Source organism: Photobacterium sp. ABD4_091 (assembly GCF_056160145.1).
Window position 1 is genome coordinate 1 of record NZ_JBSWWQ010000002.1, and the last position, 24219, is coordinate 24219.

A 24219-nucleotide genomic window follows, 5' to 3' on the forward strand; every position below is an offset into this window, starting at 1 on the left:
TCGTTGGGCCCTATTACCAGAAGCTGTGTTGGTATAGAAATATTATCGGTTATGAATAATAAAAATGTGATCTTGGTAACTCATCTTTCACTTAAAGGTTTAATTGTATGTTGGGGCGATAATTAAATAAAAATGTTTTATAAAGATGTAATTTATATCCTGGAGCTAGACATGAAATACAGTCGTTAATATTTTAAATATGTGGTCTGGAAATGCTCATTGTATTTAAAAGTCATTATGAAGAATATTAGTAGGTGTATGATGAATAAAAAAAGAATTGTTATAGCTTTAGGTGGCAACGCTATGCTTCGACGTGGTGAGGTGTTATCGGCTGAAAATCAACAGCGCAACATCAATATGGCCGCCAAACTGATTAAGCAACTTGAGCAAGATTGTGATATTGCAATCGTACATGGAAATGGCCCACAAGTTGGTTTATTGGCCCTGCAAAACTCTGCCTACAATGAAGTACCAACCTATCCGCTGGACAACTTAGTGGCGCAAACACAAGGTATGTTGGGTTACATGTTATTGCATGCCTTAACGGAGCAAGGCATGAGCGATGTGTCTTGCTTGTTAACACGTGTTGAAGTGTCAGCCTCTGACCCCGCTTTTTTGGAGCCAACAAAGTACATAGGTCCGGTATATTCGCCACAAGACCAGGCCGATCTGGAAAAGCAATATGGATGGAAAATGAAGCAAGATGGTCAATTTGTTCGCCGAGTTGTTGCTTCGCCAAAACCAGTTCAAGTGCTTGAATCAAATTCAATTATCCGTTTATTGGAACAGGGGCGGACCGTTGTATGTTGTGGAGGTGGTGGTATGCCTGTCGTGCAGCAGGAGGTTGGTTATCTTGGGGTAGAAGCTGTTATTGATAAAGACCTGGTAGCAGCCATGCTCGCAGAGCAAATTGGCGCAGATTATTTGATGATTCTTACCGATGCAGATGCCGTTTATCAAGACTGGGGTACACCGAACCAAAAAGCGCTGAGGGATGTAACTGTTAGCCAGATGCGTCCTTTTGCCGCCCCTGATGGCGCAATGGGGCCAAAAGCCGAGGCTGTGATTCAGTTTGTTGAGCGAACAGGTCAACGCGCTTTTATCGGCGCGCTACAAGACATTGAGCAAATTCTATTGGGTGAAAAGGGGACATGTGTCAGGCCGGCATGCACTGTTGTCCCCGAAGAACCACTAGTGGTGTAGTTGGTCGATATTTTTCAGGAACCCTTGGATTATGGGATCATTATTGTTGAATAGTTCTATAATCCATTGGGTTACCTCACCAGCCGAGTTTTGACGCCAGCCAATCGATAGTGGAGAAGGAGTCCGGCTCCATTGCACCTCTTTTTCAATTAACTCCCCATTTTCAATCATAGGCTTAGCCAAGTTTTTAGGTAAGAAGCCGATCCCCGTTCCGCTCTTGTGACAAGCTACCTTTGTCGATAAATCTGGCACCTTGATTTCCTTTTGATCGCGTAGCAACCAAGCTGTGCGCTTATTTATATGCTGCGATGTGTCTTCAATGTTTATGGCGGGGTGGTGCCTGAGTTGAGATTCTTTGAGTGGCACGTTAAGCGCGGCTAATGGATGGTCGGGGGCCAGAATAAAGCTCCAACTCATCTTTCCAAGTGGCTTTAGCTTTACCGCATTATCAATCGTATCAAGGCCCGGTACACCGATTGCCAGGTGGTAATCATTATTTAAAAGATCATCCCATACCCCCATATATACAGCATTAGAAATGTTGATTTGGGTAAAAGGGAATGCTTCATGCAAGGCAAAAATGAGCTGAGAGACAGCATTTTCATCAAACAGCAAGTTGTTGATTACTATATTGATATGTCGCTCTACACCATCTGCGATTTGGCGTAGCTCATCTGGCATGCTTTCCATCCAATCAAGCCATTTTTGGCATTGGCTTAGTAAGTGCTCACCGGCCTGGGTGAGGTGGACACTGCGTGTGGTTCGAGTGAAAAGTTGAGTATCTACAGCGTCTTCCAATACTTTAATCCGATAGCTGATGGCAGCCGGCGTTTTATGTAATTCTTCAGCAGCCTTAGAAAAATTAGCATACTCTGCTACTTTCATAAAAGATCGGATAGTTTCCTTGTCAAGCATGTGAGCCCTTTAAAGTTGATGAGACTCCATTCATCTTATAAAAGAATATAAGATATTAAAATTGATCTATGTCGATATTCCAATATGCGTTACAAATATTATTGTAAATAATCATTTTTAATAATTAATACTTGATTATATAAATAATTTTAATTGTCACAGTTCATTGATGCTGCGTCATTAATACTGATTGAAATATATTAATTCTATTCTTGAAAAAATTATAACAATAAATCGTGTGTGACATTGCTCAATATTTTTAACTCATGACTGCCTTAATCTCTAACTAAATACAGGTAATCACATTGAAGATAAAAGAGTTTTCGATGTTTTAAATATTGGGATTAGAAAGGTGGTCATACATGGTCCAGGCATTTTTAAAAAAAGGTTGTTTTCAGGACTCGGTGAGCCTGATGCTGATATCAAGGCAATTGAGTAACGGGGACGCGGTTGAAGAAGTCTCGGTTATGATGGGCACTCCCGCCAACAAGTCTTTGCTGGAATCCACAGGTCTGTGGCATCCACTGTTCGCTGAAGCAACACCAAATGATATTTGTGTGGCCATTCGTCCCTCCGATGATAGTGGCAATGTAGCAGATGAAATAGCCCAGCAGTTAAATGAAGCACTTGCCTCGGTGGCGCAGGCATCTTCGGGCGGAAAGCGGTTAGATGTAGCTCGCCGTTGGCAGACCGCATTGGCGAAACAGCCAGAAGCAAATCTGGCGTTGATTTCAGTAGCTGGCGATTATGCCGCTGACTTGGCAGATGAGGCATTAGATCATGGTTTGAATGTGATGATGTTCTCGGACAATGTTCCTGTTGAGTCTGAAGTCGCATTGAAGCATAAAGCTGCCAGCAAAGGGTTGCTTGTTATGGGACCTGACTGCGGTACTGCAATGGTTGCTGGGTCGCCACTGGCTTTTGCTAACGTGTTACCCAAAGGACCTATTGGCATTGTCGGTGCCTCTGGTACCGGTATTCAAGAGTTAGCCTCGCAAGTTTGCCTGTCTGGCCAAGGTATCACCCATGCCATTGGTTTAGGTGGCCGCGATTTATCTGCACAGGTCGGCGGGGCAAGTGCTTTGAGCGCCCTCAAGATGATGGAAAATGACCAAGAAACAGAAGTCGTTGCTTTTGTCTCCAAGCCGCCAGCTCCAGAAGTGGAACAAAAAGTGATTCAGGCAATGAGAGGGATGAGCAAGCCTGTTGTTGCGCTATTTTTGGGGACGCGCCAAGCCAAGGCCCGTGAAGGCAATGTCTTTTTTGCTAAAAGTCTCGCTGAAGCAGGCAGGCTTTCCGCGATGCTAGCGAATGTCCGCCAGAATGTTCCTGGTTGTAACCATACAGCGGGAAAAAGCATTCTAGGTCTTTACACTGGCGGTACGCTGGCTGCTGAGGCCGCGATGCTCACCGCTGAGCAGTTAGGGTTGAGAGTGGATGATACGCACGAGCAAGGCGTGATGCTTAATGACAGTGGCCACCTTATTATCGATTTAGGCGATGACCATTACACGGTTGGCCGACCTCATCCAATGATTGACCCCACAACCCGCTCTTTAGAAATAGAAAAGCGTGCCGCAGATGAAACTGTCGGAGTGCTGCTGCTGGATGTAGTTATTGGCTATGGTGCGACAGCAGATCCTGCCGCGGCACTTGTTGATGCCGTCGAAAATGTTAAATCCAAGCGCCAAAGCCCGCTGCACGTTATCGCCACAGTAACAGGTACACAAGAAGATCCACAGCAGCGCTCGGAACAAATTGACAAATTGGTTGCAGCTGGGGTCGCGGTCGTTAATACCCTAGAAGAAGCTGTGTTGTTGTCTGAAGCGTTAATTGAGCAACAAGAAAGACAAATAGTTAATGAACGTCCTTCTCTCCTTGATGGGATCAAGGTGGTGAATGCAGGTTTGCGTAGCTTTGCCGATGACTTGCAGTCTGCTTCTACGCCTGTTGTGCATTATCAATGGGCGCCAATCGCGGGCGGGAACACCAAATTAGCCAATCTACTAAAACAAATGCAATAGGGAAGCAAAGATATGTATTCATCAATTAATGAAGCCAACGCAGCCGTACTGGAAAAAGTGAAATCCGCTCGTCCATTTTGGGTCGATGTAACCTCTGCCGGTGAAGTAATACCTTGGTTGTCAGAAGGCCGGCACCTGCTCCACGCTGGCCCGAATATTTGCTGGGAAGAGATGACCGGCCCAATGCAAGGCGCCTGCGTCAGTGCTTGTTTGTATGAAGGTTGGGCAACGTCTGACACTGAAGCCATGGCAATGCTATCACGAGGCGAGGTTCAATTTAGTCCATGTCATCATCACAATGCTGTTGGCCCAATGGGGGGGATTACTTCTGCAAATATGCCGGTCGTTGTGGTTGAGAATAAAAACGATGGGAACTTTGCATACTGTAATATGAATGAAGGTATTGGCAAAGTGATGCGCTTCGGTGCTTATGGCGAAGAAGTTCAGCAACGATTGCATTGGATGCGTGAAGAGCTGATGCCTGTTCTTAAGGATGCACTGAAGCAAACAGATGGCGGTGTAGATTTAGGCTCTATCATGGCCCAAGGGATCACGATGGGAGATGAGTTCCACCAACGTAATATTGCGACCTCCTCACTGTTACTGAGAACACTTGCACCTAGCATTGCTGCTGTCGATACCAGCAAGAGCGTATTGAAGCGGGTGTTTGATTTCTTAAGTATTACCGACCAGTTTTTCCTCAATTTGGCGATGGCATTTTGTAAGTGTGCGATGGACGCTGGCGCAAATGTAGAGGCGGGCAGTATTGTTACCGCGATGACGAGAAACGGTAAGGATTTTGGTATTCGAGTCAGTGGGCTAGGCAATCAATGGTTCACAGCTCCAGTCAATACACCTGAGGGCTTGTACTTCACCGGTTATTCTCAAGAGCAGGCCAATACGGATGTGGGCGATAGCGCTATTACGGAAACTTATGGGATAGGTGGTGCCGCAATGGTCGCTGCACCGGGGGTAACACGCTTTGTTGGAGTTGGCGGGGTAGATGTTGCACTCGATGTATCAGAAGAAATGGCTGAGATTTTCATCGAAAATAACTCTTTGCTACAAATTCCATCGTGGAATTTCCAAGGTGCTTGCCTTGGATTGGATGTGCGTCATGTCGTGGAGACCGGTATTACCCCAGTGATTAATACAGGTATCGCCCATAAGGAAGCTGGTATTGGCCAAATTGGAGCGGGAACCGTAAGGGCGCCGTTGGCATGTTTTGAAAAAGCGCTTGAAGCGTTGGCTCAAGAGATGGATCTGCAGGCTGAGTAAGGGAAATAAGGCGGCCTCTAGGCTGCCTTGCTAAGGCCGACGGAGAAGAAGATGGTAAAAGAAGCGCTAGCCTACAGTTTGTCTGCCCCTAGTAAGCAAGGGGAGTTACGCTTTGCAGGAGGTGGCAGCCAGGCGATTAATTTTCTAACTGAAGATAACAAGGTACTGACCTTACATCGTAGTGACACGGGGATGAGCCCTTCTGGCTGGACAGTATCTGACCCGGTGTTCCATCAATTGACTGCACTTGTGCCAAAGGCGAGTCATATACGATTGGTCAGTAATGGGCTTATCGTTAATGGCTTACACCTACAAAAAGGGACAAATGGCGTATGGCTAAAGGCACAGGGCGTATCGTCTATTTCCTTAGCGGAATTGACAGACTTCCTTTCCAGGCAAAAGCAGGAAACGGGCTTATATGGTTCGTTGGCAAAAGTTGTGGAGGGTGAAGATAAAACACCATTTTATCCAATCTTGGTGCAACTGTACCGATGGTTTAATGGTGATACGCCATGCTGGAAAAATATCATCGGAGCAGGACCTGGTTTAACACCTAGTCACGATGACATGCTCGTTGGCATGTTGGCCTGTGCTTATAGTAATCCTGACTTGAAGCACAAAGCACACAGAATGTTGCCTTTATCATTAGATTTAGATTTCTGGACGACATCAGTTAGTGCCGGGTATTTAGAGCAAGCACGAAACGGGTATTTCTCTGTTTCACTATTAAACCTAATTAACTCAAATCCAGATGAATTTAGCTATTTTGCTTCTCGACTACTAAGTCATGGTCATTACTCTGGTGCCGATACATTATTAGGTATGTGGTTATTCCTTAAGTTACAAGAAACTATATAAAACGATTTAATTATTGATCGTCAATAAACAGAAAAAATCATGCAGTTTTATGAGCTGTTTATGGATCACAAAACAATATATTTCCTTCACTATTATAGAATTATCTATAAGTGATATAAAACTATTAGCCCGTGAATTAGAATATTCATCATGGAGTATCTTATGAATCTTTCCAGTGAGCAGCTTCATCAGTTAATTAAAAATAAAATTAAACAAGCCGGTTTATCTGATGAACATGCTGATATTGTTGCAGATGTCCTCGTTTTTGCTGATGCGCGAGGCGTGCATTCACATGGCGCTGTGCGGGTAGAATATTACTCGGAGCGTATCTCTAAAGGGGGGATCAATGCGAACCCTCAATTTACTTATGAAGAAACAGGCCCCTGTAGTGCGCTTTATGATGGCGATAATGGCGCAGGCCATGTCATTGCAAAAAAAGCAATGGATAAAGCCATTGAGATGGCAAACACGAAAGGTGTTGCTGTTATTGGTGTAAAGCGCATGAGTCACAGCGGTGCGCTTGGGTATTTTACAAAATATGCGGCCGAGCAGGGACTTATAGCAATATCGATGTGCCAATCAGACCCAATGGTAGTCCCATTTGGAGGCAGCGAAGTCTACTATGGCACCAACCCAATAGCCTTCTCAGCGCCAGGGCCGGATGGTAAGACAATCAACTTTGATATGGCTACCACCATACAGGCTTGGGGTAAGGTATTGGACGCTCGTTCCCGGAACCAATCCATCCCAGATACATGGGCGGTGGATAGCGATGGTCATCCTACGTCTGACCCACATGCAGTTCGAGCACTATTACCGATTGCTGGACCGAAGGGGTACGGCCTGATGATGATGGTGGATATTCTGTCTGGTGTGATGCTGGGGTTACCTTTCGGTAAAAATGTCAGTTCAATGTATGACGATTTAACCGAAGGGCGAAATTTGGGTCAGCTACATATTGTGATTAACCCTGAATTTTTCACAACAAAAGAATATTTCATTGAATCGATTTCTCAAACTATGAAGGAATTGGGTGAGATTCGTCCAGCCCCAGGTTTTGATAAGGTATTATACCCTGGACAAAACAGTGACCTCATTGAAGCTAAATCAAGAAAAGATGGAATAGAGATTGTAGATGAAGTTTACGATTACTTAATATCTGAGCATACCTACATTAACTCCTACGATCACAAATCTGCGTTTAATGGATAAATAGAATAAATGTTCATAATAAAAATAGCTAAATAAGTACCTTTATCGTTATGAGCTGTCTGTGATAAATACATATTTTGAAACAAAATAAGGAATGAAAAGATGGAGCTATTAAAATCTAAAGTAGAAGAGACGTCGAAAAAAATCACTCAATACGGCTATCAAGAAGGGGCTGGTATGACCCGCCTGCTTTATACCGAAGAGTGGTTATCAGCACAAAATACATTCTTAGAGTTATTTGAAAAAAGCGGCTTCCAAGCTTATTCGGATGATGTAGGTAATATTTATGGACGCTTGGAAGGAAGGGAGTTCCCAGACCAAGTGATCATGTCTGGCTCACATATCGATACTGTGGTGAACGGCGGTAATCTCGATGGTCAGTTTGGTATCGAGGCAGCATTTATTGCCATGCAATACTTAAAAGACAAGCATGGTTCTCCAAAGCGTACGATTGAAGCTGTTTCTTTGGCTGAAGAAGAGGGTAGCCGTTTTCCTTATGTTTTCTGGGGAAGCAAGAACATTGTTGGCATTGCGGATAATGATGCGGTTAAAGATCTGACCGACAATAAGGGTGTGAACTTTGTTGACGCCATGAGAAAGTGCGGATTTGATTTTGCAACAGATCGTACGGTCAGAAAAGATATTAAAGCCTTTGTCGAACTCCATATCGAGCAGGGTAAAGTACTAGAAACAGAGGGTAAGCAACTTGGTGTCGTAACCAGTATTGCAGGTCAACGACGCTACAATATTACCCTCAAAGGGGAAGCGAATCATGCGGGTACCACCCCGATGGGATACCGAAAAGATACTGTTTACGCATTCAGTAAGATCTGTAGCCAGTCTATCGATAAAGCCAAAGCAGAGGGCGATCCACTTGTATTAACCTTTGGTAAGGTGGTACCGAAACCAAATACCGTTAATGTCGTGCCTGGTGATATTTTATTCAGCATGGATTGTCGCCATACCGATAAGGAAAAGCTACTCGGCTTCAGTGATCAGATTATTGCAGATATGCAGAAAATCTGTGCCGAGATGGACATTGAAATCGATGTTGATCTGTTTATGGATGAAGAGCCTATCCCTATGGATCCAACGTTGGTTGATCTCATCGATACGACGTTTGAGTCGCAAGGCAAAAACTATATGCGCATGCACAGTGGTGCCGGGCATGATTCGCAGATTTTTGCTCCTCGCGTTCCTACAGGAATGATCTTTATTCCAAGTGTTGCAGGTATTAGCCATAACCCAGCAGAGCAAACCAATCTTGATGATCTTACCGTTGGTGTCGAAGCACTTATCAGTGTGCTTTACGAGCTAGCATACAAATAATATGCGGAAACTAATATGGAAATTAAAAATCAGTCCAGTACTGAGTACTGGAAAAAGCTTGTCGTAATACTTTGCTTTGGTTGGGTTGCTATTTGGATTTATCGTACTGTTTTAACTCCGATTTATCCAGAAATCCAATCTGCACTCGGTGATATCAGTGATACCCAGATTGGCCTTATTGCCACATTCTATTTTGCAGCATACTGTGGAGGTCAAATACCCGCCTCGATTGTTGTTGAAAAAATGGGGCAGAAGCTAACGCTATTGTGTGGCTTCAGCTTATTTACTGTGGGTACGCTTGTTATTGCGAATGCTCCATCTATCAATACAGTCTACGCAGGTTCCTTGCTGTCAGGATTAGGGTGTGCGTCATTTTTCTGCTCGGCTTACTCACTATCTGGTGAGCATGTTCCTGAGGAGCGGCGTGCATTTGCCTCTGCGATCGTCAACAGTGGCGCTGCTCTAGGGATGGGGGTTGGTCTGATAGGATCAAGTGTTCTGGTAAAGAACATGGGAGTGGCATGGAATAGTGTGCTGTACATTTCTGCAGCTGTTATTTTCGCAATGCTTATTGTCTTTGCAATGATGATAAAGCCGCAAAAGAAAGCGCAGGTTTCTACCGGGTCTAAGCAAGATGATTCTGCTGGCACAGAGCTAGAGCAGCAAGGCTCTTCGTTGTTTAGCCCGGAACTGATTGCGGTATATTTCCTATATTTCTGTACTTGTTATGGTTACTACATGATCGTAACTTGGCTTCCGAGTTACTTACAAACAGAGCGTGGGTTCGAAGGTGCTGCAATCGGTGGGGCATCCGCCTTAGTTGCCATGGTTGCTGTTCCGGGCGCACTGTATTTCAGCTCATTGGCTGACAAATTTAAGTCACAAATGATCAAGTTGGTTGTTGCGATGGAAATCGCAGGTGGCTTAATGTTGGCTTTTACGGTGTTATCGCCGAATACTACGGCTTTGATGATTAGCCTTGTCGTTTATGGATTCCTAGGCAAGATGGCTCTGGATCCGATCCTGATCTCTTATGTTACGGGCCGTGCACCGAAAGTAAGAATGGCAAGGGCTTTGGCAATCTTTAACTTGTCAGGCATGTCATCGTCGATTATTGCGCCACCACTGACAGGTCTTATTTCAGATATAACAGGATCTAAAGCGATTGGTTTCTATTTGTCTGCAGGCTTGCTGATTGTTGGGGCCTTGTTATTTATCGTCATCAACCTACGATCCAACCAAAAAACAGAAGTACAAGCAGCATAATATTAATTTTCATTATGTTAGCCAGCTAACTCTGTTAGCTGGCTTTTTGCGTTTCAAAATTCAATGTTTTTAAAATTGGAATTTATATTAACCGTATATTAATACTTAAAAAATAAAGGTGGAGTATAAAAACAGATTGAACAATAACATTGTAATAAGCAAAAAAATAAAAACATTGCATATAGTGTGGTTACTTTCTAATACAAGTGAAATACTAATCGGTATAGTTTTCCTAACAAAATGAATTGATGTCCAATAATAAGGGAAATACCATGACTGAAATAACTAAGGAGTTAATCGATGAATATCGATCTCGAGGTTATAACAATGATCTATTACCGAAGTCCACAGACAAAAGAACATGGCGAGCGTTAAATTATTTTACTTTATGGCAGGGATCGGTACATAACGTCCCTAATTATGTTGCTGTGGGTGGTTTTTTCATGCTCGGCCTTAGCACCGTCGGTATTATGGCCGCCATATTGTTAAGTGGTGCTGTGATTGCACTGGCGATGATTCTCAATGGAGCTCCCGGCTCTAAATATGGTGTTCCTTTCTCTATGCTCTTAAGGGCTTCATATGGTGTTAAAGGTGCACTTTTCCCAGGCGTGTTGCGCGGTGGTATTGCCGCTATTATGTGGTTTGGCTTACAAAACTACGCTGGCTCTATCGCTTTACTCATAATTATTACCAAGATTTGGCCTGAGTTTCTGGCGATTGGTGGTGACTGGTCCTTTATAGGTATTTCTGCGCCAGGGTTGATTGCTTTCTTAGCGTTTTGGGCCATTAATATGCTTATTGGTTTAGGCGGAGGCGCTATCCTAAACCGCTTTACGGCTTTTCTTAATCCGTGCATTTACCTTGTTTTCGGTGGCATGGCAATTTGGGCTGTATACCTGGTAGGTTTTGATAGTATCCTCGCTTACGTTCCCGCTAAAGTTCAGCAGGGTGATGCAGGCTTCTTCGAATTCCTCATTGTAATCAATGCGATTGTTGCCGTATGGGCTGCTCCAGCGGTGAGTGCTTCTGATTTTACTCAGAATGCCCGTAGTTTTCGTGACCAAGCTGCAGGTCAGTTTAGCGGCCTAATGGTAGCTTATCTGCTTTTTGCTGTTTCTAGTGTTTGCGTATTGGCTGGAGCCAGTATCCATTTCGAAACTGATACCTGGAACGTACTCGATATAATCGCTAAGTGGGACAGCTTATTCTTGGTGATATTTGCCGGAGCTGTTGTATTGATGACGACGATTTCAACCAATGCGACGGGTAATATTATCCCGGCCGGATATCAGCTTGTAGCGGTTTTCCCACGCCTTACTTACCGACAAGGGGTTATGATTGCTGGGGTGATCAGCGTGATAATCTGCCCGTGGAAATTGATGGAAAGCCAGGAAAGTATTTTCCTTTTTCTTAATACTATCGGCGGTATTCTGGGCCCTGTAATTGGAGTTATGCTGGGTCACTACTTCATTATTATGAAGCAGAAGATTAAATTGGATTCACTTTATGTATCTGGCGACAGTTTTAATTATTATAAAAATGGCATTAACCTCATTGCCTTTTATGCCACGATCTTTGCTTGTGTGCTTTCATTAGGCGGTCAGTATATTTCTTCGCTAAGTGCTTTAAATAGTCTGTCTTGGTTCACCGGTGTCATTGTTGCCTTTGTGACATACGTTGCACTGATGAAGCTTGACGAAAAACGTAATCCAGATCTTTATCTATCGTTCCGATAATTAACATTATTTTCAAAGTAGTTTAAATTAAACCAATAAAATGGAGTGAAACATGTCCTACGATAAAATTATTAAAAACGGTACTGTTATTTTAGAAAATGAAGCGATTGAAACGGATATCGCGATAAAAAATGGTGTTATTGCCGCTATTGGCAACAATTTGGGAGAGGCTTCTGAGTACATTGATGCAGCAGGTTTGATCGTTGCACCCGGCATGGTTGATGGTCACGTTCATATCACCGATCCAGGAGGCCCTCGTAGTGAGTGGGAAGGGTATGAAACGGCAACGAAAGCAGCGGCTAAAGGGGGGGTAACGACCTGTGTTGAAATGCCGTTGAATCAGGTTCCCGCTACGATAGATCGGGAAACTCTACACATTAAATACGAGGCCGGTAAGGGGAGGCTCTCGGTTGATGTTGCTTCTCTGGGGGGGCTCGTTCCACACAATATTGACCGCCTACATGAATTGGCTGAGGAAGGTGTGGTTGGCTACAAATGCTTTGTGTCGACTTGCGGTAACCCAGATCCGACATCAGGTGACTTCTGTAACGTAAACAACTATCAGCTTTATGAAGGTATGACCGAACTAGCCCGCTTGGGCAAAATTTTACTGATGCATGCAGAAAACGCCGAGATTTGTGATGGTTTGGGCAAGAAAGCGGTGGCAGAAGGCCGCTTAACAGCCAAGGATTACATTGCTTCTCGTCCAGTCTTCACTGAAGTTGAGGCTGTGCGTCGTGCGATCTATCTAGCGAAACAAACAGGTTGTAAGCTGCATCTTTGTCATTTGAGCAGCCCTGAAGCAATTGAAGAAGTTACCAAGGCGCGCAATGAAGGCCAGGATGTAACCTGTGAGTCTTGCGGTCACTATTTTGCTCTGGATGATAATCAGTTTGAGGAAATCGGTACCAAGGCGAAGTGTTCACCGCCTATCCGTGATAAGGACAACCAGGACCGTATGTGGGCGAAGCTGCTAAACGGAGAGATTGATTTTATTACCTCAGATCACTCACCTTGTACGCCAGATCTCAAAGAGGGAGGCATTTTTGATGCGTGGGGCGGTATTTCTTCGTTGCAAAATAGCGTTGATATTATGTTTGACGAAGGGGTACAAAAGCGTGGTATGGCGTTGACTCAGTTCGCTAAGCTGATGGCCACCAACCCAGCTGAATTGTTTGGTTTAGAGCAGAAAGGGCGAATTGCTATTGGTAAAGATGCCGATATTGTCATCATCAAACCGAATTCATCTTATGTACTCACCGCAGACGATTTGGAATACCGTAATAAATTTAGTGCTTATGAAGGGCGTAATATTGGTGCGCAGGTTGCCAAGACGCTGCTACGAGGCCAGGTTGTCTATGATCTTGAGATTGGGGTAACTAACCCTTACCAAGGTGACTTTGTTACTGTATAAGTGATTAATAAAAGTGATATAAAAAAGCAGCCAATGGCTGCTTTTTTATTGTCAGCCCTAAACCACCAACCTCAGTAGGTTGTCTTTTATAATTGCTTGTGAGTTGAGTACGGATAAAAGTAGCAAGCCAAACGTAAGGAAGTAGGACACTTTTGGGTTTATCGGTATAACATCGCAAAAAGCGTTCTGGTTGCTGGTTTATTTAATATACAGGTTTGAAACAATAGCATTCTTTCTTTAATGCTTACTCGCTGTAGAGGGTGAGATGGGGGCTCTCTAAAGGCGATTTTCCTGATCTGTTATAGGGTGATATTTTCCGGTTTATAACCACAATACTTTAAAACAATACCTTGTCTATAATCCTATAAATGCTCTCTGAGCCTGCATCTTGAAGTGGCTTGGTTATATGAAATTATAACTTTCCTGAAACTGACTATATAGCGGCAGAATAGGCTTGGTTTTTTCTTTGGTGAGATTAATTAGGTTTATAATATAATTGTCTCTTGATTAATAGTAACCATTTAGATATCAATTGCCTCAAGGGTTAGGTTTTATTATTATTTTTTCATCTGTTTTAAGAGGTGGGTAGGTTGAGGGAAATAATGAAACTTTAAGATGCTAAAGCCAGCAATAATAGCTTGCTGGCTTAGTTTTTTGTTGGGATTAATTATTAAAACGGCTTATGCTTGCACGTATTCCGCTCTTTTCTCTTCGTTGTAAACATCCCGGTCAAATTCACCTAGTTTGTCTGAAACAAGCATGGCAATCATGACATCAACCGTATTGTTAAGCAGGGTTCTGAACATGCCTGAGAACCAATCAATACCAATAAGGATAGCCACACTCTCGAGCGGAAGCCCCATCGAACTGGCAAGGAAGGTGTATACAATAATCATCCCGCCGGGTACGACTATGGTTCCCATACACATCAACACTGACAGTAGGATAGCCATACCCATTTGGAAGGGTTCGAGGACAATACCGGTAGCTTGACTCATGAAGAAAATGGCTAGGACGTAGCACATCACCGCGCCATTAGCATTCATTGACATGGTAATTGGGCCAGTGAAGTCTGAGACTTTGCGGCTAACGCCAAATTTAGTCACTGAGTCTTCCATTTTGGTCGGTAAACAAATTGCAGAAGATGTTGTGGTCATTGACATAATCGACAACTTTGCAAATTTCTTCGGCATTTTGAAAGGACTTACCTTGGTTAACATAGCTGTAAGAGGGCCATACATTAACAGCAAGATAATATCGCCTATTGCTAGTGCACCAAGGAACTTAAGCATAGGTATTATTACCTTAAAGCCAATAGCACCAGAAACGTTAGCCAATAGGCAGAAAATACCAATGGGAGCCAGTTTCATAACCATCTTGATGATGTTCATGATCACGGCATTAAAACTAACGATAAATTCCGTAATAACCTTGTTACCACTGGTTCGAGAATATGAACCCATGGCTAGCCCGAAAATAATGGCAAAGACAATACAAGGTATCATGGCGCCATTTGCCATCGAATCAACGATATTGGTAGAGAAGAAACCCAGAATGGTATCTTTGATCGAAGCATCGGGTGTGGCGACCGCTGTTGCTGCACCTTCAATAATTATTCCTTCCCCAGGCTTTATTGTGAGGGCAAGAAATAATCCGACAAAAGCAGAGACAATGGTCATTGAAATGATCCATTTGAATGTATGAAGGCTCATTTTACCGGCGCCTTTGCTGTCTACGTTTCCGATTGCAGCGGAGACTGCAGTCATGACAAGCAGAACAACGGACATCTGAATTAGGCGGATAAAGATATCCCCAATAAATTTGATGTTCTCAGCCCAAGGGCCAACTACTGCCCCAAAGATTATACCTGCTGCAGTTGCAATAAGTATCTGATTTGTCAACGATATTGACAGTCTTGGTTTGGGTTCAGACATACTAAGTGACATACTCGTTCCCTCATTTCAGTTATATTCCTGATATTAAGGTCGGCAAAATGTTTTAGCTCATAAAGCAAGAAATAACATTACAACTTGCATTGACCTCTTTTGTATCGAAGCATTATTTCGTATTTATTGTATTTCTTTATGGGATATAGAATAGGCGTAAAGAAGTTTGAAATTATTGAGGGTGATTAAATATTAAGCAAATATTAAATTGTTTTGTGAAACAACAATGAATAGTTAGAAAAGTTTAAATACTATTCTAGAAAGGGGGGAGATATCAGAAGTACATCTTTCGATATATCAGCATATCGAAAGATGAGTTTACTAAGAAGATGAATGAGTAGTTTTAATACTCAGGTAGCTCAAATTGCTCGGAAATCTTAAGGATCTCATTATCCGAGCAGTGGGCAATATCTTCCATCACTTCTCGGGTGAGGTGAGGGCAGAACAGCTCGATGAAATCTAACATGTACTTTTGCAAGAACAGGTTACGGCTGTAGCAAAGCCAGGCGTCACAGGCTGGGATGATATCATTGAGCGGAATGCTGACTAGGTTCTCGTCTATCACATCTTGGGCAGCTACTTGGGCAATTATCCCGATCCCGTAACCGAGGTTAACGTACTTCTTGATAACCTCGACATCCATCACCGTCATGAAGTAATACGGCGAGATCCCTTTTTCCTTGAAGGCTTTGTCTTGTGCCGAGCGCCCGGTTGACCCCGGTTCGTAACTGATCAGTGGGTAAGTACCTATTTTCTCGATGGAAATATCACTGTCATTGGCCAGCGGATGGTCTTTGGGCACGATAAGGCTCAGGTTCCATTTATAGGCCGGTAGTACAATGATGTCTTTTTCTCGCTCAACATTCTGCGCCAGTATCGAGAAATCAGACTGGCCACGCTTTAGGATATGGCCGTATTTATCGAGCTGGGAAGTCCCGATGTGAAATTTGATTTTCGGGTAACGTTTGACGAACCGTTCTACCGCTTCCGGAATGAGATAGCGGGCAATGGTATTGGTGGTGTAGATGTTCAAAAAGCCTTCTTCGGGCTTGATGTGATCACGAACAATAGTCTTTATACGGCTTTCTTTTTCCAGCATCTCGATGGCTTCATCGATGATCTGCTTACCGATAGGGGTTACCGTACTGATGGATTTTCCCTTGCGTTCAAAGATCTTAACGCCTAATTCTGACTCAAGCAGCCTGATCTGCTTGCTGACGCCAGGTTGGGTGGTGAACAGGGAATTGGCAGCAACCGAGATATTCAGGTTGTTGTCTATCACCGCTTTAAGGTAACGCAGTTGCTGTAATTTCATTGCTTTCTCATTATTTCTGCAATAGTTTCATACCCTTGATTGTGCCTGAAGTAACAAAATTTTCATATAACAAGTGGTAATAATATATTCCCTTTCCTTTTGGTTATGAGATTGGGTTGTGAAGGAATCCGTGATGTTGCAACTATGCCTTTTGGGCTTAGTTTTCTAGCGCCCGTATCATTTCAAAACGGCGAAGACCCTGTATCACTCTTTTTTCGTCTAGCACAGTGAGGTTACGGATAATCGCATTGGTGATCACCAGCGGTGGGCTGACAGACTTTGTCCCCTTGGTTTCACCGCGGTATACCCTCAGTAGCAATACATCCTGCGGTACACTCAGTGAACTAAGATCGCTGATACCAATCACTTGAAGCTGCAAATTACGGGCAATCTTGATCAGCTTTTCTGTCATCTCATTCATCGTATTGTTGAAAATGAGTATCAGCACATCTTCCGGCTTTGAGGTCGTTAGGCACTCGGCCAGTTTCGAACGTCCGAGCGACACGGTTTCTGCGTCGATACCGGAACGATTGAGGCGGCGGGAAAAGTGCTCGGCAAACCCTTCTGTATTGTCCTGCCCGTTGATAAATACCTTGTTGGCAGAGAGGATCATGTGGCAAGCGTCATCGAGCAGGGGTTGGTTTACTGCACTGGCAATTAACTTCAGGTGCTCGATTTCCTGGTTAATGGTTGATTGCAATACCGAGCCTTCCATTTGCGACAAGGTATGCTGGTGGCGGTCACCGGCATCGGCGGACTGGTTAGCAAATTTGATCAGATATTGCTTGAGCTCGGGGTGACCGCGAAAGCCCAGTTTTTGCGCTAGCCTGACCAATGTAGAGGGGTGAACCTCTATTGCATGTGCGATGTCTTTGCCGCTTTGGCCAGCATGTTCGGCGTTGGCAAGGTAATAGTCGACCACCTTCACTTCTGATTTGGTCAGCTTGCCTTCAATCCCTGTGATCAACTGTTGAATGGCACTGCGAAATCTAACCTGGTAACTAATTTGTCTGTCGTTCATTGTTCTATCGTCATTTATAACCTAGCACCTTGAAGCCATTGAATATAATCATCAAAAATGACTGTTAAATGGCAAAGTTGCAGAATTCATGCAATTGCAATTTTGATTGCAAAGTATGAAAGCCGCAGATAAACAGGGTATTACATTAGCTCTGCAACGGTTGCAGAGTTCTCTTCAATGAACAGACGAATAACTGAAACAGTATTGTCACTTTTCCTGCCTAGCATTCTCCGCAGTCCTTCAGATAAACATGGAATGAATCATGAAACTGCGTCTTTCAGCTTTGGCCCTTTCGCTTGTTGCGGCAGGGGCGATGGCAAAACCGGTACAAGTTGAACTTTGGCATAACCAATCGGGTGACGATGAAGTCATCCTTCAGAACCTGATCAATAACTTCAATACTGCCAATGATGGCATTGAGGTTAAAGCGACCTACAACGGCAGCTATGCCGATATCATCACTAAATTGCAAGCTTCTATTCCTGCTCGCCGTAACCCGGAAATGGCGATACTGGAAGTGACTCAGTATGGTGTGTTTGCCGAAGCGGGTGTGCTTAACGACTTGAATGGTTACTACCAAGCCAATGCCGAATTTGCTGAAGAGCTGCAGCCATTTGCGCTGGAGATAGGTAACTACAAAGACGGTAACTACGTGATGCCGTTTAACTCTTCGACACCGCTGATGTATGTCAATAAAGCACTGCTTGAGAAAGCAGGGTACGAAAATGTGCCGGCTATGACATCGTTTGATGAAATCCTTGAAGTTGCGAAGAAAGTACAAAGCGAGTTGGGTGCTGACAATGTTTACGGCATCAATACGCCGAGCCAGTTCACCCGTTTTGGTCTGGTGATGCAAAACGGTGGTGACTGGGTTGACCCTGTTACTAATAAATCGGGTCTTGCCGATGAGGCAACCATCGAAGCGTTTCAGTGGATGGGCGATCTTTACCATAAGCACCGTGTTGCTTCAGCAGAAAGTGTGACCGATGAGAAATTGGTAAAACAACACTTCAGCTCAGGCCGTGTTGCTATCCATTTTGACAGCACGGGCAACCTAGGTGATTACAAACGTCTGTTGGGCGATGATTTGGTGGTATTACCTATGCCGTGTACCGCTGAATGCCGAGTGCCAATCGGTGGTGCAGGTGTCGGTATGATGGCCAATGTAAGCGATGAGAAAAAAGAAGCATCGTGGCAGTTTATGCAATACCTAGCGTCAGCAAACCAGAGTGCAACCTGGTTCCAGCATACTGGCTACATGCCAGTAAACAAACATGCGCTAGAGATCGACTCTTCTAAAGCGTTGCTTGAAGAAAATCCTGTTTTTGCTGCAGCAATGGATCAGCTACCTGTTGCCCAGGGGCGTGCCCGTCCGCCAGCAATGGCTTGGATCCGTGCCCAAGAGCAGGGGATCTGGGAGTCAATTGCACTGGGTCAACAAGATGCGGATAAGGCACTGAAAGCCTTTAACCGCCGTGTTGAGTCCCGCCTTTAACTTGAAATAGGCGGGAGATATCCCGCCTAAAAAGCATGACCATGAAAAGAATTGCGCCTTATTTATTTGTTTTACCCTGCCTGTTGCTAATAGGCATTTTTACTTATTGGCCGATAGTCTCGTCCTTTATTTACAGCTTCCATAGCTGGAACTTCCTCAGCAGCGATATGCCCTTCGTTGGGCTGGAAAACTACCGCTATTTGCTAGAAGGCGAGGAGTTTCGTAACTCGCTATATATCACATTGATCTTTGTGGTGATTTCGGTACCTGTGCGATTGGGTTTGGCACTGTTGCTGGCCAACTTCCTGGTTAATGAAACCAAGCTGGTTCGGTTCCTGCGCGGTGCTTACTTTTTGCCGTCGGTGACCTCGACGGTTGCTATTTCGGTGATCTGGAGCTGGATCTTCGCCACTGATTTTGGCTTGGTGAACAGCATTCTGAGCACATTTGGCATGGAGAAAATCACCTGGCTGCAATCACCGATGCTTGCGCTGTGGGTGGTGATTATCGTTAACACCTGGAAGCAGCTTGGCTACGACATGGTGATATACGTTGCCGGTCTGCAGGCGATCCCAAATGAGCTTTATGAAGCCTCTCAAGTTGATGGCGGTAAGAAATGGCATGTGTTCCGTCGCGTTACTTTCCCGCTGGTTATGCCAACGACGTATTTCTTGTTGATCATCTCTGTTGTTGAGTCATTCCAGATCTTCACCATTGTTAATGTGATGACCAATGGTGGTCCGGCGTTTGCGACAGATATGCTGGTGAACTTGCTCTACCGCACTGGATTCGTTTTGTTTGATATTGGTCAGGGCTCGGCGCTGGCGGTGATTTTGTTTGTCATTTTGCTGCTGTTGGCAGTGGTGAAATCGAAATTGATTGGTAAGAAGGTGCACTATGCAGGCAGCTAAAGCGATTCAACTGGCACCGAAAAAAACACGGTGGTCACTGTCGATGGTGATCCTGACAGCGATGGCGTTGATGTTCCTGTTTCCGATTGCCTATGGCGTGTTTCTTTCATTCATGCCGTTTGATGCCTATGCATCAGGGCAAATTGGTTTTTCGCTGGAAAACTATGTCTATGCGTTTACCGAGATGAACTTCCCGCTGTATCTGCTCAATACCGCGATTGTTTCTATTGCGGTGACCGTTCTGAGCCTGACGGTATCGATCTGCGCGGCTTATGCCTTTAGCCGGATTGAATTCAAAGGTCGTGAATTGTTGTTCTGGCTGGTCGTGGCGACCCTGATGGTACCGGGACACATCAGCTTGATCCCAAACTACCTCAACATGGCAAAAGTTGGCTTGTTGGATAGTTACTGGACGCTGATTTTACCTTCTATTGCGAGCGGCTTTGTCACCTTCTTCCTGCGTCAGTATTTCAAGGGGATCCCAAAGGCGATGGATGAGGCGGCCTGGATTGACGGAGCCAACCACTTGCAGGTGCTGTGGAAGGTCATTGTCCCTATGGCCCGCCCTGCTATTGCAGCAATGGCACTGTTTACCTTCCTAGGAGAGTGGAACTCGTATATCTGGCCATTGATTGCCACTGATAGCGAAGAAGTACGTACGCTTCAGATTGCACTGTCCCGACTTTACTCCAGTGCCGCCGATGACGGCATGGTGAACTGGCCGCTGGTGATGGCAGGTGCAACGCTCACCATGTTGCCGACATTGCTGTGCTTTAAGTTAGTAGAAAAACACTTGGTCCGTGGTATTGCCATGGGCGCGTTAAAGTAAGAGATGAAAATGATGAAATCACAAATCGCTTCCCACCGTGGTGGAACACTCGTCTGGGGTGAGAACTGCCGCCGTGCTTTCGAAAATACCTTGAACCTGCCAGTTGAGCTGGTGGAGTTTGATGTTCACCCAACTAAAGATGGGATTATTGTTGTCCATCATGACGCCACACTTGATCGCACTACCGATATGACTGGCCCGGTGAATGCAAAAACCTGGCAAGAGCTAGCGCTAGGCAGTGTGAATTACTCCGGTGGTCAGCGCATCATGACACTGGAAGAGCTGTGTGAGCTATACCAGGACAGCGAAATCATTCTGCGCTTGGAGATCAAAGCAGATGTCAATAAGGTGCCATACCCGGGTGTAGTGGACAAGGTGCTGGCAATCCTTAAGCAAACCGGTATGTTCCAGCAGACAATCATCTCGTCGTTTAACTGCGAGGTATTGGCTGAGCTTGCCGGAAAAGCCCCTGAGCTATTCACCATTTGGTTGATGCAAAGAAACATGCCTTGCCTGCTCGGTAGTGAATTTTCGATAAGCCTTGCCCAGTCAATGAAGGTTAACGAAATCTCAGTCCATGTTTCGCAATTGAGCCAAGAAACCAAAACCAAAGTATTGGCGAGCGGCCTGAAATACGGTTGTTACGGTGCCCATACTGCAGAATTAATCCAAACAGCACTGGATCACGGTGTACACGCATTTACTACTGACCGCCCAGATTTGGCCATCAAACTTCGCGACGCCTTCATGTTGGAGAAAGCATCATGACCGCTATTTCATTGCAGCACGTAGATAAAACCTATCAGGAAGGCAACCAAGTTGTCTTCGATGTAAACATGAATATTGAGAGCGGCGAGTTTATCGTTATCGTCGGCCCATCGGGCTGCGGTAAATCGACATTGCTTCGCATGATCGCAGGGCTTGAAGAGATCACCGGTGGCGATCTGATCATCAACGATCAGCGGATGAATGATGTCCTGCCACAAGATCGTGATCTGGCCTTTGTGTTCCAGAACTATGCCCTTTACCCGCATCTGAGTGTCCGTGAGAACATCGCGTTTAGCTTGGAGCTGCGAGGCGTCGATAAGAAAACTCGTCATCAGCGGGCAGAGGAAGTGGCTAAAACGCTGCGTCTTGAAGAATACTTGGATAAAAAGCCCGGCCAGCTATCGGGGGGGCAGCGCCAGCGTGTCGCCATGGGGCGGGCTATCGCCCGTGATGCAGGCATTTACCTAATGGATGAACCTTTGTCGAATTTGGATGCCGAATTGCGTAATTCGATGCGGGCGCAGATCAAACAGCTTCACCGTAATTTGGGCAATACCACTATTTACGTTACTCACGATCAGATTGAGGCCCTGACTTTGGCCGACAAGATCGCGGTAATGAAAGGCGGTGTGCTGCAGCAATTCGCCAGCCCGGAAGAGATCTATGACAATCCAGCCAATGTGTTTGTCGCCTCATTTATTGGCGCGCCACCAACCAACATCTTGCCGCTGTCGGTGAAGGCTGGTCACGCTCGTATCATGGGTGATGTTGCAAGCTGGATGGTGCCTGACAGCAGCCTTGTTTCAGGAGACTACCTGCTGGGTATTCGACCAGACAAGATGGCAATTTTAGACGCCAGCTACACCAAAGACATTCGCTGGCAGGCTGATGTGGAGCTGGTTGAAACCACGGGAAGCGATAGAATCATCCATTGCCGCTGTGATGGGCATAAGTTCTTGCTTTGTGTTGATCGTCAGTACCGAATTGAAGAGGGGCAAAGCATTGATGTCGGCTTCAACGTGGCTGATGCACTGCTTTTTGATGGTGAGACCGAAGAGCGGATTTATATCCAGTTAAATAAGGCAGAACAGGCGGCATAGAAGGAGTTCGTTGCCGCCCTCATCTTGAGCTCATCTTTTGTGAGCAATGAAATGGCTGCCTTGTGCAGCCATTTCTATTTCAACAGTGACTAACTGCGCGAGATCACCCAAGTTGATTGGCAGTCATTACAACAGACTTCGGCATCGCTGATGCTTTTGTTGATGATCTGGGTGTTTTCAGAATCGCACTTCGGGCAGTGGGTCCGGGTCGGTGGGCAGTTGAGTTCAACACAGTGGTTCTGGTTATCCTTTGCTTTGACCATAGGTTGTTTGCAATCTGGGCACAACATGATTTAACACTCCTTATAATTTCTACTGACTTCATGTCAGCTTTGCTGTTATGCCTTTTATGTCTCGAAAGTGTGTGACACAAAAAATGTGCCAAAACGGCAGAAATAAAAGGCATGCAATGTAATATCACCGTTGTTGTGGTGTGACCAGCATGCGGGGTGAATTGTTGGCAGTTTGTTGATCACAATCATGAATAGGCAAAAACAGTGAATAATTTTGCGAACTATTGTTCGAGTCTGTAATCGAGCTGCATTTTATTTGTCATTATACTTTATTTTCTCTGTCACCTTAGCGTCAAATAACTGAATTACTTTGCCTTTGTCTGAAATAAAGGTGAAATATGTTGCCTCCATTACGCGCCCTAGTGGCTTTCGAAGCGGTTGCCCGGCTAGGTTCTATCGGGGCAGCAGCTAGAGAACTTCATGTAACACAAGCTGCAGTAAGTCAGCAGCTTAAAAGCCTGGAGCAGTTTCTTGATTGCACCCTGTTCGAGCGTAGCCAGCGTGGTGTAATGCTTACAGCCAGTGCGCAGCAGTACTTGCCGGCGGTAACAGGCTCTCTACATCATCTCAAGCTGCAAACAGAGCTGTTGTTTGGCAAGCAGCAGCCCGATGTATTGCGGGTGAAACTCAACCATTCTATTGGTCATAACTGGTTGATCCCCAAGCTCAAAGACTTCACCGAAAAGTTTCCATTTATTCGGCTGGATTTGTCCTTGGTCGATTGGCCGTCAAGGAAGCCATGTATTGATGCCGATGTTGAAATTACCAATGGTTACTTGGAGACCGAGACGACCCGAGCTGAACGATTGTTTGAAGAGCAATGGTTAATGGTGTGCTCGCCGGCATTCAAGCAATCCCATGCCGAACAACTTGCTCGCGGTGATATTGCCTCTTTGCCCGCGATACAAGTTAAAGGTTATGAAGAGAGCTGGATGCAGTGGCTGGCCCATAATCAGCGCTTGCCAGAATTGCCGAATATCCAGTTGGAGCTGAGCAATTCGCTTCATGGCCTTGAAGCCGTCAAACAGGGGATAGGTATGATGCTGGTGCGCTCGCTAGTCGCCGAGCGGGATTTGTTGTCCGGCGAGGTAGTCACCGCCATTGATGGCAGTATGCCCTCGGAATCTGGCCACTACCTGATCACTGCCAATAAGCGTGATGCCAAGGTGAATTTCTTTTGTGATTGGCTTCATAAGCAGACATAGCACAAATCTGCTGCTCCCCATACCATTTCTAATTCTAACTCGATTACCCCCTAAGTTTTTCTTATGGCTGGCATCGGAAAATATGACGTTGAGCCAAACGA

Annotated in this window: 20 protein-coding genes; 15 read left to right on the forward strand and 5 right to left on the reverse strand. The window is 45.0% G+C overall.

What is annotated here, in order from left to right; genetic code table 11:
• Nucleotides 1–261 precede the first annotated feature (261 nt).
• A complete protein-coding gene (locus ACXAGQ_RS14390; RefSeq protein WP_475245631.1) occupies nt 262–1203 on the forward strand; it encodes a carbamate kinase in 942 nt (313 codons plus the stop codon).
• On the opposite strand, the gene allS is transcribed toward ACXAGQ_RS14390, so the two are convergent.
• Nucleotides 1192–2118, reverse strand: coding sequence for an HTH-type transcriptional activator AllS (allS, locus tag ACXAGQ_RS14395; RefSeq protein WP_475244606.1), 927 nt, complete (start codon nt 2116–2118; stop codon nt 1192–1194). The genes ACXAGQ_RS14390 and allS overlap by 12 nt on opposite strands.
• A 362-nt stretch (nt 2119–2480) precedes the next feature.
• Here allS and fdrA point away from each other — a divergent pair, with 362 nt between their 5' ends.
• From fdrA to allB, 8 genes are all read left to right on the forward strand, one after another.
• Entirely contained in the window at nt 2481–4142 is a 1662-nt protein-coding gene (gene fdrA, locus ACXAGQ_RS14400) for an acyl-CoA synthetase FdrA (protein ID WP_475254771.1), read from the forward strand.
• A gap of 12 nt (nt 4143–4154) precedes the next feature.
• Complete coding sequence (locus ACXAGQ_RS14405) at nt 4155–5420, forward strand: YlbE family protein (protein WP_475244608.1); 1266 nt, start codon at nt 4155–4157, stop codon at nt 5418–5420.
• Nucleotides 5421–5471: 51 nt separating this feature from the next.
• A complete protein-coding gene (locus ACXAGQ_RS14410) occupies nt 5472–6278 on the forward strand; it encodes an oxamate carbamoyltransferase subunit AllH family protein (RefSeq protein ID WP_475254772.1) in 807 nt (268 codons plus the stop codon).
• 162 nt (nt 6279–6440) lie between these two features.
• On the forward strand, nt 6441–7490 hold the full coding sequence (gene allD / locus ACXAGQ_RS14415; RefSeq protein WP_475244610.1) for an ureidoglycolate dehydrogenase: 1050 nt from the start codon (nt 6441–6443) through the stop codon (nt 7488–7490).
• A 102-nt stretch (nt 7491–7592) separates the two neighbouring features.
• Nucleotides 7593–8819 carry an allantoate deiminase gene (gene allC, locus ACXAGQ_RS14420; protein ID WP_475244611.1) on the forward strand — a complete coding sequence of 409 codons (1227 nt, stop codon included), beginning with the start codon at nt 7593–7595 and terminating at the stop codon, nt 8817–8819.
• A 15-nt stretch (nt 8820–8834) separates the two neighbouring features.
• Nucleotides 8835–10085 (forward strand): MFS transporter, encoded by a 1251-nt coding sequence (locus tag ACXAGQ_RS14425; protein ID WP_475254774.1) that lies wholly within the window; start codon nt 8835–8837, stop codon nt 10083–10085.
• Nucleotides 10086–10357: 272 nt separating this feature from the next.
• The gene (locus ACXAGQ_RS14430; protein WP_475254775.1) at nt 10358–11821 is read left to right on the forward strand and encodes an allantoin transporter; all 1464 of its coding nucleotides are present in this window, start codon (nt 10358–10360) and stop codon (nt 11819–11821) included.
• Between the two features lie 52 nt (nt 11822–11873).
• A complete protein-coding gene (allB, locus tag ACXAGQ_RS14435) occupies nt 11874–13235 on the forward strand; it encodes an allantoinase AllB (protein ID WP_475254776.1) in 1362 nt (453 codons plus the stop codon).
• A 680-nt stretch (nt 13236–13915) separates the two neighbouring features.
• Here allB and ACXAGQ_RS14440 read toward each other — a convergent pair.
• From ACXAGQ_RS14440 to ACXAGQ_RS14450, 3 genes are all read right to left on the reverse strand, one after another.
• Nucleotides 13916–15181, reverse strand: coding sequence for a dicarboxylate/amino acid:cation symporter (locus tag ACXAGQ_RS14440; protein WP_475254777.1), 1266 nt, complete (start codon nt 15179–15181; stop codon nt 13916–13918).
• A 343-nt stretch (nt 15182–15524) separates the two neighbouring features.
• Complete coding sequence (locus tag ACXAGQ_RS14445; RefSeq protein WP_475254778.1) at nt 15525–16496, reverse strand: LysR substrate-binding domain-containing protein; 972 nt, start codon at nt 16494–16496, stop codon at nt 15525–15527.
• A gap of 157 nt (nt 16497–16653) precedes the next feature.
• On the reverse strand, nt 16654–17517 hold the full coding sequence (locus ACXAGQ_RS14450; RefSeq protein ID WP_475254780.1) for a MurR/RpiR family transcriptional regulator: 864 nt from the start codon (nt 17515–17517) through the stop codon (nt 16654–16656).
• A gap of 262 nt (nt 17518–17779) precedes the next feature.
• Here ACXAGQ_RS14450 and ACXAGQ_RS14455 point away from each other — a divergent pair, with 262 nt between their 5' ends.
• Genes ACXAGQ_RS14455 through ACXAGQ_RS14475 form a run of 5 tightly spaced genes read left to right on the forward strand, consistent with a single transcriptional unit; the run spans nt 17780 to nt 22620 of the window.
• A complete protein-coding gene (locus tag ACXAGQ_RS14455) occupies nt 17780–19012 on the forward strand; it encodes an ABC transporter substrate-binding protein (protein ID WP_475254781.1) in 1233 nt (410 codons plus the stop codon).
• Nucleotides 19013–19053: 41 nt separating this feature from the next.
• Nucleotides 19054–19923, forward strand: coding sequence for a carbohydrate ABC transporter permease (locus ACXAGQ_RS14460; RefSeq protein WP_475254783.1), 870 nt, complete (start codon nt 19054–19056; stop codon nt 19921–19923).
• Nucleotides 19910–20752: a carbohydrate ABC transporter permease gene (locus ACXAGQ_RS14465; RefSeq protein WP_475254784.1), complete on the forward strand. Its 843-nt coding sequence runs from the start codon at nt 19910–19912 to the stop codon at nt 20750–20752. The genes ACXAGQ_RS14460 and ACXAGQ_RS14465 overlap by 14 nt, the downstream gene beginning before the upstream one ends.
• Nucleotides 20753–20761: 9 nt before the next feature.
• Nucleotides 20762–21520: a glycerophosphodiester phosphodiesterase family protein gene (locus tag ACXAGQ_RS14470; protein WP_475254785.1), complete on the forward strand. Its 759-nt coding sequence runs from the start codon at nt 20762–20764 to the stop codon at nt 21518–21520.
• Nucleotides 21517–22620 (forward strand): ABC transporter ATP-binding protein, encoded by a 1104-nt coding sequence (locus tag ACXAGQ_RS14475; protein WP_475254787.1) that lies wholly within the window; start codon nt 21517–21519, stop codon nt 22618–22620. Before ACXAGQ_RS14470 ends, ACXAGQ_RS14475 begins: the two co-directional genes overlap by 4 nt.
• 89 nt (nt 22621–22709) lie before the next feature.
• On the opposite strand, the gene ACXAGQ_RS14480 is transcribed toward ACXAGQ_RS14475, so the two are convergent.
• On the reverse strand, nt 22710–22910 hold the full coding sequence (locus ACXAGQ_RS14480; RefSeq protein ID WP_475254789.1) for a hypothetical protein: 201 nt from the start codon (nt 22908–22910) through the stop codon (nt 22710–22712).
• 341 nt (nt 22911–23251) lie between these two features.
• Here ACXAGQ_RS14480 and ACXAGQ_RS14485 point away from each other — a divergent pair, with 341 nt between their 5' ends.
• Nucleotides 23252–24118, forward strand: a complete 867-nt coding sequence (locus tag ACXAGQ_RS14485; protein WP_475254790.1) for a LysR substrate-binding domain-containing protein — start codon at nt 23252–23254, stop codon at nt 24116–24118.
• The last annotated feature ends 101 nt before the right edge of the window (nt 24119–24219 follow it).